Source organism: Paenibacillus sp. FSL P4-0127 (assembly GCF_038007325.1).
GTDB classification, from domain to species: Bacteria; Bacillota; Bacilli; order Paenibacillales; family Paenibacillaceae; genus Fontibacillus; species Fontibacillus macerans.
On record NZ_JBBOWY010000001.1, the window covers coordinates 893,758 to 911,389 of the forward strand.

General features: G+C 43.1%; 10 protein-coding genes. 9 read left to right on the forward strand and 1 reads right to left on the reverse strand.

The window, feature by feature from the left end; genetic code table 11:
- The 9 genes from NYE74_RS03930 to NYE74_RS03970 all read left to right on the forward strand — a co-directional run bounded on the left by NYE74_RS03930 (position 1) and on the right by NYE74_RS03970 (position 15,421).
- Positions 1-195 carry a hypothetical protein gene (locus NYE74_RS03930; RefSeq protein ID WP_041049469.1) on the forward strand — a complete coding sequence of 65 codons (195 nt, stop codon included), beginning with the start codon at positions 1-3 and terminating at the stop codon, positions 193-195.
- Positions 196-216: 21 nt separating this feature from the next.
- Positions 217-915 (forward strand): ankyrin repeat domain-containing protein, encoded by a 699-nt coding sequence (locus tag NYE74_RS03935; protein WP_270618942.1) that lies wholly within the window; start codon positions 217-219, stop codon positions 913-915.
- Positions 916-956: 41 nt separating this feature from the next.
- Positions 957-2,462, forward strand: coding sequence for an LCP family glycopolymer transferase (locus tag NYE74_RS03940; protein WP_316560577.1), 1,506 nt, complete (start codon positions 957-959; stop codon positions 2,460-2,462).
- 510 nt (positions 2,463-2,972) lie between these two features.
- The gene (locus NYE74_RS03945) at positions 2,973-6,227 is read left to right on the forward strand and encodes a helicase-related protein (protein ID WP_316560578.1); all 3,255 of its coding nucleotides are present in this window, start codon (positions 2,973-2,975) and stop codon (positions 6,225-6,227) included.
- Positions 6,224-6,880, forward strand: coding sequence for a DUF4391 domain-containing protein (locus NYE74_RS03950; RefSeq protein WP_316560579.1), 657 nt, complete (start codon positions 6,224-6,226; stop codon positions 6,878-6,880). The genes NYE74_RS03945 and NYE74_RS03950 overlap by 4 nt, the downstream gene beginning before the upstream one ends.
- Before the next feature lie 17 nt (positions 6,881-6,897).
- Complete coding sequence (locus NYE74_RS03955; protein WP_124332278.1) at positions 6,898-8,754, forward strand: site-specific DNA-methyltransferase; 1,857 nt, start codon at positions 6,898-6,900, stop codon at positions 8,752-8,754.
- A 15-nt stretch (positions 8,755-8,769) separates the two neighbouring features.
- On the forward strand, positions 8,770-11,820 hold the full coding sequence (locus tag NYE74_RS03960; protein ID WP_124332279.1) for a type III restriction-modification system endonuclease: 3,051 nt from the start codon (positions 8,770-8,772) through the stop codon (positions 11,818-11,820).
- A gap of 263 nt (positions 11,821-12,083) precedes the next feature.
- Positions 12,084-13,079 carry an AAA family ATPase gene (locus tag NYE74_RS03965; RefSeq protein ID WP_124332280.1) on the forward strand — a complete coding sequence of 332 codons (996 nt, stop codon included), beginning with the start codon at positions 12,084-12,086 and terminating at the stop codon, positions 13,077-13,079.
- 2 nt (positions 13,080-13,081) lie between these two features.
- Entirely contained in the window at positions 13,082-15,421 is a 2,340-nt protein-coding gene (locus tag NYE74_RS03970) for a S8 family peptidase (protein ID WP_124332281.1), read from the forward strand.
- Positions 15,422-15,609: 188 nt separating this feature from the next.
- Here NYE74_RS03970 and NYE74_RS03975 read toward each other — a convergent pair whose 3' ends face one another.
- Positions 15,610-17,103: a peptide MFS transporter gene (locus NYE74_RS03975; protein WP_316560580.1), complete on the reverse strand. Its 1,494-nt coding sequence runs from the start codon at positions 17,101-17,103 to the stop codon at positions 15,610-15,612.
- Positions 17,104-17,632 lie beyond the last annotated feature (529 nt).

The following is a 17,632-nucleotide window of genomic DNA, read 5'->3' on the forward strand; positions in this document are numbered from 1 at the left end:
ATGGCAACCTTGGCATTGCTGTTAAAAATCATCGGTGCTGTTTCGGAAGTTTCCGGCATTGTACATATCATTGCTTCGATTAGAAAGAAGAAGAGAACACAAATCGGAATCGGATTCATCATTTTGGTTGTTGGCGTAATTTTGCTTGTGATTGCGACTAACATCGAAGACAAGATGAGAGCCGGATACTACTAAGCATTGAAAGGAAGGTAACCAGTGAGGCTGTTTATAAAGATCATGTTGTCCTTGCTAGCTTGTTGTATTGCCGTCGTAATGATCATCAAGCTCATACCGAAGGAACGGTTATTGTTATCCGCAGTAAACGAACGAGACATGAACATGGTGGACTGGATGTTGAAACTCGGGGCCGATCCGAATGCACATACCGATTCTGCGTACACACCATTGAATCTTGCTGTCAGAAACGGCGACATAAACATGATAAGAAAACTTCTGGCCCATGGTGCCAGTCCGAATGAGCAAGCGAACTACGGAAGCGGGGAGAAGATACTCGTTGGCAATCTATCTATCGCCATAAATTACGTTGATGATCCGGTACCGGTCATTCAATTATTGATTGAAGCGGGCATAAATGTTGCCGATGATCCATATGCACTGAAAGATGCAATCGAGAGGGGACAAATAAAAGCAGTGGAGTTATTGATTCGGCACGGGGCCGATATCAACGGCGGTCTTCAGTTCGCGATCATGTATGACAAACTCGACATTGTCAGATTGATGCTGGAGAGCGGTGCAGACCCAAACCAAGGAGTTATGCTGGCCAAAATGACGTATAACCAAGAGGCATTGCTCATGCTTGAAGAAGCCGGAGCAACCGTAACCTCTCCGCCGCGGGAACAAACACATCCAGAGGACTATACAACCGTTAACGGTGCCAAGATTCGGCTTCATTAACGAGAAAAGTTACCTCGAAGATTACGGCAAAGGAGTTAGACATGAACTGCACAAATTGCGGACATACACTACAGGACAATCAAAATTTTTGCGGGCAATGCGGGCAACGAATAGATGCCGGTAATAGTACCAGTTATCATCGACCGCAGAACATCACTGAGACCCAAACGAGTGGTGTTTCCGAAGAAGAGATTTCTTGGTTCATTGGCAAAAACGCCGATGTATACTTACAGAAATGGAGACGCAATAGCCGTTGGAACTGGCCTGCCTTTCTGTTTGATGCTTACTGGCTGATGTACCGAAAGATGTACCTTTACTGTGTCTTCTATCTCATCATTTGGTTTGTTTGGAGCAACGTGATTGTTGCCTCGGTGTTCAGTGAATGGAACCCGATCGAGAGCCCCGGCCTTCTCCCATTGGTGCTGGTTATCTGTTGCATCCCTAAACCGGTGCTGGGCATTTTTGCAAACAAGTTGTATCTGCATCAAGCAAAAAGGAAAATAACCGCCATTGTCCAAGACCAGAATAAGCGTGAGTCACGGGAAGCAGAGATCACAGCGTCAGGCGGAACGAATTTGGTATTGCCTATTGCTGTATTAACGATACCTTATTTACTGGCATTGCTTGCAGGTCTGTTTTTCTTTTTCAAATACTATCTGACGTTTAATGACGCTCTTGGGAAGGCAACGGTAACGACCAAGACGGCGGTGACAAATGAAAGCCAAGCACCAGCGGCTCAGACAACCGCTCCTGCAAAGTGGGAGAGTACGGACAGGATTAATATTCTGTTATTGGGCGGCGATTCCCGGAAGAAAGACGAGATTCATTCTGCGGACAGCTTGATGATTGTTTCTATCGACCCTGCAACGAAAAAAATGAAATTGCTCTCCATTCTCCGTGATACATATGTAAATATTCCGGGTTATGGTGAGGATCGTATCAGCAGGGCAATTACAATGGGTGGTTCCAGTTTGGCAATGAAATCAGCAGAAGAATTGACGGGTATTCCAATCCAATATTATTTGTACATGGATATGCAGAGCTTTATCAGATTGATTGACTCAATTGGCGGCATTGACCTAGAAGTAGAGAAAAATATGAACTATGTCGATTCCAATGAAGACTCAATGTACGAAATCCATTTGAAAAAGGGCTATCAGCACTTGGACGGAATACAGGCATTACAGTACGTTCGATTCCGGCACGATGCAATGAGCGATTTCGCCCGTACGGAACGGCAACGAAAGTTTCTGAAAGCTGTCGTCATAGAGTTGCTTACTAGAACGAAAGTTACGGAGCTTCCAAAACTAATACTTTTTTTCGAGCCGTATATCGAAACGAACCTCAATGTCGATGATATGATAAAGCTGGGCAAGCTGGGCTTTGAGATCGACAGGGAAAGCATTGACAGCATTCAATTGCCGCCGATGGAACTCATACAAGAAAAATCAGTGAACGGAAATGCCGTACTTTACGTTGAACCTGAGCAGTTAAAGTCATACGTAAAAGGCGTTCTGAACGATGGTTCCCGTACTCAAAGCAACTGAAGCAATGCGAATAACTGTCGGTATTAGTCTCTACTAGACAACAGAATCGATATCGCGGCGGGGGATTGCGAACCTCACTTTTTTTCACAAATAGCGATGGCCGAAAGGCAGGATTTGGGGGGATAAATTTCTCGAATTGAGCTTACTATCAATTCTGAGATATAACTTAGTGGGCCGATTCAAAACGAATTCGGCTTTTTATTTGCATTGGTACGTTACAATTTATCAATATTGACGATATATAGAATATTGATCAGCCGACAGTAACCCTTCATCGGATGATTTTGTGGACTTTTGGCTTGTTTCATTGGGATTCTTGCCTGGGTAAGGCGGTGCTGAGGCCGAAACATCCATTTTTTCAAGTTCAACACCCAATTCACGTTACAAAAGTCATCATCGAACAATATATTTCCTCAAATAGGAAATCAGAACTACTTCAAACAAGGAATTTCAGCGGGGGATGTCGAATAGGAAAAGTTGCGTGGTTTCGGGCGGAACAAGAGGTGAACTATGGAAATCATCAATAATATCGACAATCTTCTCGGCGAAAATTTGAAACTTGAAGTTCGCAAAGGCAGCAAAGTATCGATTGCTGCATCATGCTTCTCCATTTATGCCTATGAAGCCTTAATGAAAGAACTGAATCAGGTGGAAGAAGTCCGGTTCATCTTCACCTCTCCCACCTTTATTGCGGATAGCATAAAAAAGGAGAAGCGGGAATTTTATATCCCGAAACGGAACCGGGAAAAAAGCTTGTACGGCACCGAATTTGAAATCCGGCTCAAAAACGAATTGACACTCAAAGCGATTGCAAAAGAGTGCAGTGACTGGATTCGTAAAAAAGTCACGTTCAAATCGAACCGTACTTCAGGTTCAATGCAAGGCATGCTGAATGTGCAGACTGCAAACGAGCCGATCACCTATATGCCGATCGATGGCTTTACGACCGTTGATCTTGGTTATGAAAAGGGCAATGCTCTCTCCAAGATGGTGAACAAGTTCACGGAAGCTCCGTTTACCAAAATGTATTTCGATCTGTTCGATCAGGTATGGAATGACAAAAGCAAGCTTGAAGATGTCACGAACCAAGTTGTGGAGCATATTTCATCGGTGTATAAAGAGAACTCTCCGGAGTTCATTTACTATGTCATTTTGTACAATATTTTCAACGAGTTCCTATCGGACATCACAGAAGACATATTGCCCAACGAAGCAACTGGATTCAAAGAGACGGAAATCTGGAAACGTCTCTATCACTTCCAGAAAGATGCGGTTCTTGGTGCGATTAATAAACTGGAAAAATACAATGGATGCATCCTGGCAGACAGCGTCGGTCTGGGAAAAACATTCACGGCTCTTGGCATCATTAAATACTATGAACTTCGCAACAAGTCCGTATTGTTGCTATGTCCCAAGAAACTCGGCGACAACTGGCTTACCTATAAACAGAATGTAACCAACAATATTTTGTATGCTGACCGATTCCGCTATGATGTACTCTACCATACGGACATATCGCGGGAAAGAGGCAAATCAAACAATATCCCGCTTGACCGGTTGAATTGGGGCAATTACGATCTGCTCGTCATTGATGAGTCGCATAATTTCCGTAACAACGAAGCCAAGAAAGATAAAGAGACGCGGTATCAGAAGCTGATGCGGAAAGTGTTGAAAAGCGGCGTGAAAACGAAAGTGCTCATGCTCTCCGCTACTCCGGTGAACAACAAGTTCATGGATCTTCGCAACCAGCTTGCCTTGGCTTATGAAGGAAATCCAGAGGAAATCAACAGCAAGTTGGGCACGGAGCGGGGGATTAACGACATCTTCAAACGAGCCCAGTCCGCGTTTAACCAATGGTCTAAGATGGATGTTGCTGAACGTACAACGGAGACGCTTCTTGGTATGCTCGACTTCGACTTTTTTGAGCTGCTGGACAGCTTGACGATCGCTCGGTCACGCAAGCATATCCAGAAGTATTACAAAGCGGAGGAGATCGGCGAGTTCCCAAGGCGGCTGCCGCCTCTCTCGAAGTTTTGCGATTTGACCGACAGAGCGGATGTTATCGGGTATAATGAAATCTTTATAGAATTGTCCAGAATCAATCTCGGCATCTATGCACCATTCAAATATATTCAACCGAGCCGACTGCGTTTCTATGAAGAGTTGTATGACACCAGCGTAAGGGGCGGGAGCGGGAACTTCAGGCAGATGGATCGCGAAGGCAGCTTGCAGCTCTTGATGCGGATCAACCTGCTGAAACGCCTGGAAAGTTCGGTGGAATCTTTCCGATTGACCCTTTCCAAGATTGTCTCCAAAATTGATCAGACGCTTCAGCAAATCGAAGCCTTCGAGGGAAGCGGGAAATCCGACGCTGTAGGTTATACCGATATTGAGGATGCCAATCTGGACGATGACGATTGGCTGGACGATGATTTCAGCATCGGGGATACGATCAAGATCAATTTGTCCGATATGGATGTTCTTCGCTGGAAAGAAGATTTGATGAACGACCACAACATTCTTTCCGCCTTGCTGACCGAAATGCAGAAAGTAACGCCTGAACACGATGCGAAGCTAAACACATTAAAGCAGGTTATTGATCACAAAATCAATCATCCGATCAATCCCGGCAACCGCAAAGTCATCATTTTCAGTGCGTTCACGGATACCGCGGCGTACTTGTACACGCATTTGTCGGAGTATATGAAGGCCAAGTACAATATCGATACGGCCAAAATCGTCGGCAGCGACGAGAACAAAAACACCGCCGGTTTGCGGAACGATATAAGCACATTGTTGACCTGCTTCTCGCCGCGATCCAAGGAGAAGAAACTCACCATGCCGGATGTAAAAGGCGAGATTGACCTGCTGATCGCTTCCGACTGTATTTCCGAGGGGCAAAACTTGCAAGATTGCGACTATCTCATCAACTATGACATTCATTGGAATCCAGTGCGGATTATTCAACGATTTGGTCGTATAGATCGGATTGGGTCGCAGAACAAGGAGATTCAATTGGTGAACTTCTGGCCCAACATGACGCTGGATGAATACATTCAGTTGAAAGAGCGGGTTGAGAATCGCATGGTCATCATGGATATGACGGCGACTGGCGATGATAACGTCCTGTTCAATCAATCCAGCGATCTGGAATATCGGAAGCAGCAGCTTCATCGTTTGCAGAAGGAAGTCGTCGATCTGGATGACATGAACACGGGCGTCTCCATCACCGATTTGGGCCTGAACGATTTTCGCATGGACTTGGTGAACTATGTCAAGGAGAACGGAGAACTTGATACCGTTCCGAGCGGACTGCATGCGGTTGTGGCTGCTGACGAAGAGAAGGGAGCAAAGCCCGGCGTCATCTTTGTTCTTCGCAACGTCAATGAGGAACTGAATCCCGACAAGCAGAACCGGCTACATCCCTTCTATCTCGTCTACATGAGCGAAGATGGTGAAGTCGTCACCAATCATATGGATGTCAAAAAGACACTTGATATCCTGCGAGCTCTATGCAGAGGGCAATCCGAACCGATGATGGATGCTTGCCGCAGCTTCAATCAAGCGACGAAAGACGGCAAAAAGATGGACACGTATTCCATGCTATTGGAAGAAACCATCCGCTCGATTGTACAGGTGAAAGAAGAAAACGATCTGGACAGCTTGTTTAGTTCGGGAGGTACGACAGCATTGATCGACTCGATTAAAGGGCTTGAGGACTTTGAACTCCTCACCTTTGTCGTCATCAGGCAGGTGCATGCATGATGTTTCAATTGCCTTCAAGCACGCTTGTAAACCGTAAAATTCCGAAGAACAAATTTTATGAGAAGTTGCAAGCCAATTATCACCTCAAAGAACTGTTTACCGAACAAGTCGAATCGATCATCTGGAAGCACAAGCTATCCAAGGATACGATTCGTCTTGAACCGAAAGAGGATATTGAAGAAATTCAGATATTTGAAGTTCAATTGAAGGAGCAATCTTACTCCCTTGAATTGCTGCGGAGCATGGATAAGGCGATTCCCTATCCAATCTTGCATGTACTGATGTATGAGGGACAGGCCAAGCTCGCCATGGCGTATAAAGAGCGAAATCAATCCGACGAAAATCGGTCTGTCATTCGTTCCTACCATGAGACGGACTGGCAGCCGGTGGAGAGTATCGAGCTGAACATCCTACAAGGACTCGATCTAAAAGCTGTTTACGAGAACATCATCCGTCAACTGCTTCCAATAAAGGCGAAGCCGGAAATCGAGCTTACAGCCGTTTTGGAGCGGCAAGCCCAAATTGACAAGCTGACGCAAGAATGTGAGCGGCTAGAGTCCAAGATACGGGCCGAAAAACAATTCAACAAGAAAGTTGAATTGAACATGGAACTGCAACGAAAGAGAAAAGAATTGAATCAACTACTTGATTAAGTAATCGGAGGCGTGTCATGAATAAACTAACGATGAAATCGGTGGATTTGACCCAAGCCAATATCGATAAGATTGCTGAGTTGTTCCCAAACGTCATTACTGAAGCAAGAGACGAACATGGCAAAGTGATTCGAGCCGTTGATTTTGATTTGTTGAAGCAGGAACTTTCCGATGTTCTGGTTGAAGGCGAAAAAGAACGGTATCAGCTTACTTGGCCCGGTAAGAAACAAGCAATCCTGAATGCGAATACGCCGACTGATAAGACGTTGCGTCCGGTCAAGGAAGATAGCGTGGATTGGGACAATACGCAAAACTTGTATATTGAAGGGGATAACCTTGAAGTGTTGAAACTTCTTCAGGAGTCCTACTTGAATAAAATTAAGTGCATCTATATTGATCCACCGTATAATACAGGCAACGATTTTATTTATAGAGATGATTTTCGAGAATCGATTGAGAAGTACCTTGAGGAATCAGGTCAACTTGATGAGTATGGAAATCGATTAGTTTCCAATCAAACTTCAAATGGTCGTTTTCATAGTGATTGGTTGACTATGATGTATTCAAGATTGCACATTTCTAGAAGCTTGCTAAAAGATGATGGGGTTATATTCATTAGTATAGATGATAATGAGCTACATAATTTGAGAAAAATATGTGACGAGGTATTTGGAAAATATTCATTTATTGGATGTTTTGTTTGGAAAAGACGAACTTCTTCAGCTTTAGCTGCAAATCTTGTTTCTACTGATCATGAGTATGTACTAGCATACGGTAAAAACCCTGGGGTAACATTTAAAGGCAAAGCTAAAACATATTCATCATATAAAAATCCTGATAATGACCCGAGAGGGCCTTGGATGCTTGATAATCTGACAGTGGGAATGACAAAAGATCAAAGACCGAACCAATTCTATGATTTAGTAGATCCTAAAACAGGAAGGGTTTTCAAAGCAAACCCTAATAGAGTTTGGGCCTATATTCCTGAATCAATGCAAAAAATGATAGAAGAAAATAGAATTTATTTTCCCGACGATGAAAGTAAGCGTCCTATGTTAAAAAGATTTATGAATGAATTGAAAAAAGATGTTGATCCAATTTCCACATTACTTACGGATGTTGGAATGAATTCAGAAGGCACAAAAGTAATAAAAGAGCATTTTGATATACCTATATTTAATTATGCTAAACCAACCTCGCTCTTGAAACAACTCTTTGAGCAAGTGACGGACACGTCGGATATAATACTTGACTTTTTTTCTGGTTCTGCCACTACTGCTGAAGCTGTTTTGAAACTGAACTCAAGTGATAATGCTACTCGTAAGTTTATTATGGTTCAAGTACCTGAAGCAATTGATGAGACAGCTGAAGCTCAAAATCTTGGATTAAAAAACATCTGCGAAATCGGCAAAGAACGCATCCGCCGTGCCGCGAAGAAGATCAAAGAAGAAACGGGAGCCGACATTGATTACGGCTTCCGGGTGTTCCGCGTGGATTCTTCGAATATGAAGGATGTTTTCTATACACCGGACAAGCTGAAACAGGGCGATATGTTCGATCTCGCCTCAAATATCAAAGAAGATCGGAGCGGGGAAGATTTGCTCATCCAGGTCATGCTGGAACTCGGCCTTGAGCTTTCGTTGCCAATGGAAACGAAGCAGCTTGAAGGGAAGACCGTCCACTATGTCGCCGGAAACTCTTTAATTGCATGTTTTGATGATAACGTGCCGGAATCCGTTATGAAACAAATTGCAGCAGAACATCCGCTTCGGGTTGTATTCCGCGACAGTTCCTTTGAAGATGATTCTGCTCGCATCAATGTAGAAGAATTGTTCAAGATGCTCTCTCCGAGCACAGAAATTCAAGTGCTTTAAGGTGGTGAGCTCAAATTGAAGATCAAATTCAAACATCAGCAGTTTCAGTTGGACGCCGTAAAAAGTATCGTGGATTGCTTTGAGGGGCAGCCTAATGAGTTGTCCCGATTTACCCTTGACCGCGGCAGAAGACAAAAGCCGGAACAAATGGTCATGGATGATCTTGCGAATACCGAACAAGCGAACATCGGATTCAAGAACAACGCCATTCAATTGATTGATCAGGAAATCTTGAAAAACATCCAAACGGTGCAACGGAAGAACGGTCTGAAAATATCCGAGAAGCTTGAAGGCAAATATAATCTGACGATCGAAATGGAAACCGGGACAGGCAAAACCTACACTTACATCCGTACCATGTTTGAACTGTATCAAAAGTACGGATGGAGCAAGTTTATTGTCGTTGTTCCTTCTATCGCCATTCGTGAAGGTGTGCTCAAGACGTTCCAGATCACGGAAGATCACTTTATGTCCGAATACGGCACGAAGGCACGATACTTTGTGTACAACTCGAAGCAATTGCATCATATCGAGAAATTTGCCAGCGACGCCGGGATCAATGTCATGATCATCAACTCGCAGGCCTTTAATGCGAGAGGAAAAGATGCAAGGCGAATCTACATGGAACTGGATGACTTCAACAGTCGCAGACCGATTGACGTTCTGGCGAGCACGAATCCGATCCTGATCATTGACGAACCGCAATCCGTTGAAGGCAAGCAGACGAAAGAATCCCTGAAGGCTTTCCATCCGTTGTTCACCTTGCGTTATTCGGCGACGCATCGTGAAGATTACAACAAAGTGTACCGGCTCGACGCTCTGGATGCATACAACAAAAAGCTGGTGAAAAAAATCAGCGTGAAGGGGATTTCGGCCAAAGGAACAAGTGGCACGAACAGCTATCTGTATCTGGAAGGCATCGATGTGAGCACGAAGCAGGCTCCGGTGGCCCGGCTGGAATTCGAAGTGAAGACAAAAACGGGTCTTGCCAGGAAGACGCATAAAATCAGACAAAATGATGATATATACCAATTATCCGGTGAGCTTGAGCAGTACAAGGGATATAAAGTGTCCGAAATTAATGGACAAAATAACAGCATTAGCTTTATAAACGGCGTAACTTTATACGCTGGTGACGTACAGGGGGATGTAGGAGAACTGCATTTCCGCCGTATTCAGATTCGGGAAACGATCAAGTCCCATTTTGAAAAAGAACGTGCGTTGTTTCATCAAGGGATTAAAGTGCTTTCGCTCTTTTTCATCGACGAAGTAGCGAAGTATCGGCAGTATGACAAAGATGGTTCGGAGCTTAATGGTGTTTATGCGGAGATGTTTGAGGAAGAATACACGGCCTTGCTCAATGAGCAATTGTCGCTGTTTGCCGATGATCCATACATTCAGTATTTGAATCGGATACAGGTGAAAGAAACGCATAAGGGTTATTTCTCGATCGATAAGAAAAGTAACCGTTATGTCGATCCGAAGGTATCGGCAAGAGAGACGGACTCCGATGATGCGGACGCTTATGACCTTATAATGCGGGATAAAGAGCGATTGCTTAGCTTCTCGGAACCCACTCGGTTTATCTTCTCTCACTCTGCACTTAAGGAAGGTTGGGATAATCCGAATGTGTTCCAAATTTGCACCCTGAAACACAGTGACTCCACCATAAAGAAACGTCAGGAAGTTGGGCGTGGACTGCGGCTTTGTGTCAATCAGAACGGGGAACGTATGGATTCAAGCGTACCGGGTATCGACGTTCATGAGATTAATGTGCTGACCGTCATCGCCAGTGAATCATACGAGCAATTTGCGAAACAGCTTCAAAATGAAATCGCCGAAACGCTGTCCGATCGCCCACGCAAAGCAGATCGCGACTTCTTCTTGGATAAAGTGTTGAAGAATGCACGCGGCGAGCAATTGAAATTAGAAGATGCCTTGGCAAGCAAGTTACTGTACACGTTCATTAAAAATGATTATGTGGATGATCAGTACAATTTGACGGATGTTTATTTTAACGCTGTAGAAAACCAGAGTCTCAAACTTCCTGAGGAATTGACGGACTTTCTGGAACCGTTGGTCGAATTGGTTAAGTCGATTTATGTAGAGGGTAAATCGAATTTGGCTGATAATGAACGGAATCGCAATATTGCTTCGGTTACGGTCAACAACAATTTTTATAAAAAGGAATTCCAAGAGCTCTGGAACCAAATTAATCGGAAATCTGTGTATACTGTCAAATTCGACTCCGAGGAACTTGTTAAGAAATGTGTATGGGCTTTGGACAGTCATTTACAAGTGCCTGCGATCCGATATGCGATCAGGCATGGCGAAATGAATCGAATTGAGTCCCAGCAACAGCTAAAGTCGGGGGAAGCCTTTCAGACGCGAGAAACCAAAACAGAGCTTGTGGAAGTGAAACCGGAATTTCGGGTGAAATATGATCTGGTCGGAAAGCTGATGGACGAAACGCGGCTGACGAGAAAAACGATCGTGGCCATTTTAACGGGAATCAAAGAAGCCACATTCCTGCAATTCCGCAAAAACCCGGAGGAATTCATGCTTCGTGCCGCCAAGCTGATCAACGAGCAGAAAGCGACGACGATTATTGAATCCATCACTTATGATGTTCTCAATGATAAATTCGAAGCGGACGTATTTACGAAAAACACATTATCCGGGAAACTAGGAGAAAATGCGATTCCGGTTGAGAAGCACGTTTACGACTATGTCGTGACGGATTCCAAAATCGAGCGTGCATTTGCTAAAGAGCTTGATGTCAGCAACGAAGTTCGAGTGTATGCCAAGCTGCCGCGGGGATTTTTTATCCCGACACCGATGGGCAATTACAACCCGGACTGGGCGATTGTTTTCAAAGAAAGGGATGTAAAACACATTTACTTCATTGCTGAAACGAAAGGCTCCATGGAATCTATGGAACTACGTGAAGTGGAGAAAGCGAAGATTGAATGTGCTCGTAAACACTTCGCCAAGTTGAACTCCGACCGGTTGAAGTACGATGTTGTCAACACTTATGAGAAGTTGTTTGAGATCGTCAAGGGGTAAAAAGAAGTTGCTTCCATGCGTTATCAATGACAGTCAATGCTAGGCTTTACTTGGAATGGCGGGCAATGATGGGCTTAGTTAGTCAAGCGAAGTTGCATTGATACGCCGCTGTTCGCAAGAAATCATGTCTGCAGAGGCTCCGTGTAAAGCCTAGCATCTTTATGATTTCTGCTGAAGAGCCAAGAAAATGAACAAAGTTTGTGTATATTAACAGGTAATACCAATCAATAATGAATGTAACTGGGTATAAGGAGGTGAGCAGAATGGCTAGAGGAGACCTTATTAAAAAACTGTTATTGTCGTACCAACGTGGCGAAGATAAAAAGTTTAGGGAAATCGCGATGGACATTATTAGGGAAGAACGAAAGAAGAATCATCACGCATTGGCTGATCAGCTACAAAAAATTATTGATTCTCAATCATTCTCACCTGATAAATTCAGTCGGTTATCTCATATGGTCACAGTACCTAAGGACGAAAATGAGGTTCCTTTAATTGAAATAAGAAAATCGAAGAAGTATTTATCCGATGTAATTTTATCGGAAGAAAACAAAAATGCAATTGATGAAATAATTCAGGAATTTTGGCGATCGGAGCTATTAAAGTCATATAACCTAAGGCCAAAGTCAAAGATACTTTTTTGCGGGCCTCCAGGTTGCGGGAAAAGTTTATGTGCTGAGGCTATTGCTGGTGAACTAGGCTTGCCGATTATATATAACCGATTTGATTCGATAATATCCTCATATTTGGGGGACACTTCAAGCAATATTCGGAAGGTATTTGACTTCGGATCAAAGGAAACATGGGTTATGCTCTTTGATGAATTTGATGCAATCGGCAAGAGTAGAAATGACCCAAATGAACACGGGGAACTAAAGCGTGTTGTAAATAGTTTTTTACAAATCATGGACAGCTTTGAGGGACAGAGCTTAATAATTGCTTGTACGAACCATGAAAGCCTTTTGGATAAGGCTATATGGCGAAGGTTTGACGAAGTTATCTATTTTGACAAGCCAACGCACGAAGAAATCGTTTTGCTGGTAAAGAAGAAAACCACCAGTTACCCAAAGAAAGAGTTGGACTTTAATAAAGTAGCTGAAAATATGATTGGGCTTAGTCATGCTGAAATTGAGCGTATTTGTCATGAAAGTATTAAGTTCTGCTTGCTTAATGATATAGCCGCACTCACTAATGACATAATGCAATTACAGACAATTAAAGAACGTAATCGTCAAAAAATATACGAGGGAGGTAATTAAGGTTGGATAACTTGCCATTGATAAGAGTTGAGCTTGAGCTTGACCGCAGAAAAAGACCCGGATTTGGTCAGGCTCCACAAAGAGAATATAAACGTCATGGCGAAGACATCCAAGAGAATATTGACCTGTTGATGAGAAGTTATCATCGTCCGAAGGCAAAAGGGATAAAACCAGAGTTAATTTTGAAAGTAAGTTATGAAAATAAAATTCCTGCCGAAGAACTTAAAAGGTGCGGTTTTGAAGTGATTGGTGAAGATCCTAATAACGCACTAATTCTCTTCTCGTCAGATGAGGAACTATCTGAATTTAGAAGTCGATTAAAACAATATCAGGCTGGACCACAGAATAAATCTGAAAATCCAAGCTATAATGGGATTTTTGCAAATATTAATTCTGTCTCAGCGTTAACTCCAGCTGATAGAGTGGGGCCAAAACTAAGAGCGATCAAAATAGAGGTTGAAACTAAATACTGGGTTGATATTGAATTGTGGCATTTAGGGGCAGCCTCAGTTTGCAGGGATAAAATTAAAGAAATACGAGGTTATATAACTGAGAATCAAGGGCGGGTAACAGATGACTACCTAGGAAGTTCTATATGCGTTCTACGAGCTAATGTCACAGGGAAACTCTTGAATGATCTTCTAGAGCTTGAAATTGTGCGTATGATAGATTTGCCTCCACAGCCCACCTTCATTCCGAGAGAATATAACAGTGTCTCGATAGAGTCATTACCTGAAATCCAACAACCGTCTCCTGGCAGTCCGTCTATTTGCATTATAGATAGTGGGATTATGCAAGGCCACCCCTTATTAGGGCCGGCAATAGGGGATTCTGCGTGTTTTCCTGATGAACTTGGTGAGACAAGTGATGTGGAAGGGCATGGAACGAAAGTAGCCGGGTTAGCTTTATATGGCGATATACTAACGTTGATAAGATCAGGTGCGTTCAAACCAGAATACAGAATTTTTAGTGCAAGAGTTACAAACTCAAATAATAGATTCGATGATGAAAAGCTAATAACAACACAAATGAGAGACGCAATACGGTACTTCTATGATGAATACGGATGTAAAATTTACAATATCTCTTTAGGAGATGAAGAGAACGTTTATGTTGATGGAAAACAGACTTTATGGGCTTCTGTTTTGGATGAACTTATCAGAGAGCTCGATATAGTTGTAGTTGTTTCAGCCGGGAATCATTTTTATTATCCTGATGATCCAGAGAGCATCTTGTCTGAATATCCGGGTTTTTTATTCAACCAGAAGTCCAAAATTATTGATCCAGCAAGTGCAGCCTTGGCACTAACAGTTGGTTCTTATTGTGCTAACTTCGTAGCTCCTGCAATAAGTGGAATGACAATAGAACGCGGGGTTAATCTAAGAGTTATTGGGAAGGAAAATCATCCGTCTCCATTCACTAGAACTGGACCTGGTGTTGGAGGAGCTATTAAACCAGAGCTTTGTGAGTATGGGGGAAACCTGTTATATGATGGATTAACAAAGCGTATAAGAGATGATCGTTCTTTATCTGTTGTAAGTACGTCGAAAAACATACCCGATGAACTATTCACTACAGATGTTGGAACAAGTTTTGCAGCTCCTCAGGTTTCGCATAAGGCTGCACAACTATACAAGATTTTCCCAAACGCTTCATCAAATCTTATAAGAGCATTACTTGTCCATTCTGCTCAATTACCTAATAATATTGAAATGACAAGCGATGAAATATTTCGGTCATTCGGTTATGGAATCTCAGATGTCCAAAGAGTTGCGACTTCAAGCAATAACCGAGTAACTTTATTTGCTGAAAGTTCTTTAGAATTTGATAAATTTCACATATATGAAATTCCTATACCGGAGGATTTTAACTCTGTAAATGGCGATAGGCACATCACTATAACCTTAGCATTTGATCCACCAGTACGACATACTAGATTAGATTATTTGGGTGTAACAATGTCATATAGACTTATCCGCGGAAGAGAATTAAGAGATGTCATTGAATTCTTTAGGGCAAGAAAAAAGGAGGAAGGATCGCCAGGGAAACTCGGTAGCCATGAATGCAAAATGTATCCAACACCCTCGTTAAGGGATAATGGAACTGTGCAAAAAGCTGTATTTACTGCGAAGCAGAAATTGAATTACGGTTCAACATATTACCTAGTTGTAAGATGTGAGAGCATTTGGGCCACAGAGGAATTAGGACCACAAAAATATGCCATAGTAGCAACATTAGAGCATACGAATGAGGAAGTCGATTTGTACACTGAGATTTCAAACAGGGTGCAAGAGACGATTCGCGAGCAGGTGCGTGTCAAGAAGGTTCGTGTTAGGGTGTAATACTATTAAAAGTGAGGGAGAGGCTACTGTGGCCCCTCCTTCGTTTATATTCATTTTACCATATCAATAGATACGGTGAACCGTATCATAAATAGGGCGAAAAGCGTTATTCTCAGGGGGGGGAAATCAGACATTTCACAAATGATATAGAGCTACCCCCTACACTGCTATTCTGGACAAGAGTTCTTTTACTCTATCCCTTTCATATACCCCTGAATTTTCGAGGAGAACGAAAAGAGCAGAATACTGAGGAGGATTGCCGCTCCTCCAATGACTCCAAAGTATACCATCTCGTTGGCAGGCGAATAAAATCTAACAATCTGCGCATTAATCGCTTGGGCAGCCGCATTGGATAAGAACCATAAGCTCATGGTCTGGGCCGAGAAGGCCGAGGGCGCTAATTTTGTTGTTGCCGATAGTCCTACAGGAGACAGGCATAATTCCCCCAGCACAACGATGAAATAGCTGAGAACGAGCCATAAAGGATTAACCAAGGAATGCTCCCCGCCAAAGTAAGTCGGCAAGAGGATCACAAGAAAGGATAATCCGGCAAACAATGAGCCTAAGGCGAATTTCTTCGGTATCGTGGGCTGCCGTTTTCCAAGCTTTATCCATAACCAGGCAAACAGGGGAGCTAAAGCAATAATAAATAAAGGATTTAAAGACTGAAACCAGGCTGGCGATATATGAAGTCCGGCAAAATCCAATTGCGTACGTTTATCTGCATAATTGGCCAGGATGGTTGATCCTTGTTCTTGAATAGCCCAGAACATAATCGCTGCAATAAACATCGGAATATAAGCAACGAGTCTTGAGCGTTCAACGCTTGTCGTTCGCGGACTACGGAACATGACGATAAAATATAGGGTTGGAATCAAAATCCCCAGAATACCTACGATCGCGATAAAGGATTTAAACGTTAACAAACCTAACGAAATCGTAATAGCGACGATACCAGCGAGAAGCACCGCGCCGAGACCGACTATAGGGAACACTTTTTTCCGTTCCGCCTGTGTTAACGGGCTTGCCACTAAAGTGCCTGCAAGGCCGAGGTTTTTCTTCTTGGTAAAGATAAAGATGATTAATCCCAGAAACATACCGACGGCTGCAATGCTAAAGCCCAGGTGGAAGTTGTAATTCATGCCGACGGTTCCTACAATAAGCGGAGCAATGAATCCCCCCAGGTTGATGCCCATATAGAATATACTGAATCCTGCATCTCGGCGTTGGTCACTTTCGCTGTAAATTTCCCCCACAACACTGGATACATTAGGCTTCAGCAAGCCTGTACCCAGCACGATCAGAACCATGGAAACAAAAAATAATGAAATACTTCCCGGGATGGCCAAGGCGATATGCCCCAGCATGATTAATATGCCGCCATAGAATACAGCTTTTGACGCACCGAATATTCGATCAGCTAACCAGCCGCCAATAATCCCAGACATATAGACAAGTGAACCATAGATAGACATAATGGCAAGAGCTGTACTCTCATCCATGCCGAGTCCGCCTTGACTCAGTTCATAATACATGTAATAAACAAGGATAGCTTTCATCCCATAGTAGGAAAAGCGCTCCCAAAACTCTGTAAAGAACAGAGTAAATAACCCTTTGGGATGTCCAAAAAATCCCCGTTGCGGAACACTCTCAACAATTCTTTGTTTGTTTAAATCAGCCATGCTGATACTTCCTCCCTTGGTGTAATAGAAATTTTTTCAAAAACATCACCTCTTAGTAATAATACCGCATTATCCCTTAATTCCCTCCTATTGTCATAAGATGGGGATTTCATTGCGCTTGAAAGGACCGAGCTGGCAGTTAATTTTTGTTGGCTGACATCCCTGGAGCGATATTCGAAATTGCCTTACCGGTTTGGCTCATGGTGAAGGGATTTATCTGCATACGCAAGCTTCCGCAAAATAAGGTGGTTCTGATATTTATCTGGCTAAGAGGGCCATTAGGCTTTTATCTTTTACTTGTATGTCAAAGTTAAGTGTACAACTATTTCTTTGGGTATTCAGTGATGTATACTGCCCCCGACAAAATGGTAAATTCGCGGGATTCCGGTAGTATGTTTTCTGAGCACACCAAGGCTCTAACGGTTGCCATGGAGCTTATTTCGCTGAAAACCGGTAATTTTTGCTTGGATTCAGACAAATAACGGCAATCCTCTTTTTGTTATGCTCCATTCCTTGATTTGAAAGCTTC

Bases quoted from the DNA above. Each gene is read 5' to 3' on its own strand.
- NYE74_RS03950 (WP_316560579.1), top strand. From the start codon at position 6,224: ATGATGTTTCAATTGCCTTCAAGCACGCTTGTAAACCGTAAAATTCCG.
- NYE74_RS03940 (WP_316560577.1), top strand. From the start codon at position 957: ATGAACTGCACAAATTGCGGACATACACTACAGGACAATCAAAATTTT.
- NYE74_RS03930 (WP_041049469.1), top strand. From the start codon at position 1: ATGGCAACCTTGGCATTGCTGTTAAAAATCATCGGTGCTGTTTCGGAA.
- NYE74_RS03975 (WP_316560580.1), bottom strand. From the start codon at position 17,103: ATGGCTGATTTAAACAAACAAAGAATTGTTGAGAGTGTTCCGCAACGG.
- NYE74_RS03945 (WP_316560578.1), top strand. From the start codon at position 2,973: ATGGAAATCATCAATAATATCGACAATCTTCTCGGCGAAAATTTGAAA.
- NYE74_RS03955 (WP_124332278.1), top strand. From the start codon at position 6,898: ATGAATAAACTAACGATGAAATCGGTGGATTTGACCCAAGCCAATATC.
- NYE74_RS03965 (WP_124332280.1), top strand. From the start codon at position 12,084: ATGGCTAGAGGAGACCTTATTAAAAAACTGTTATTGTCGTACCAACGT.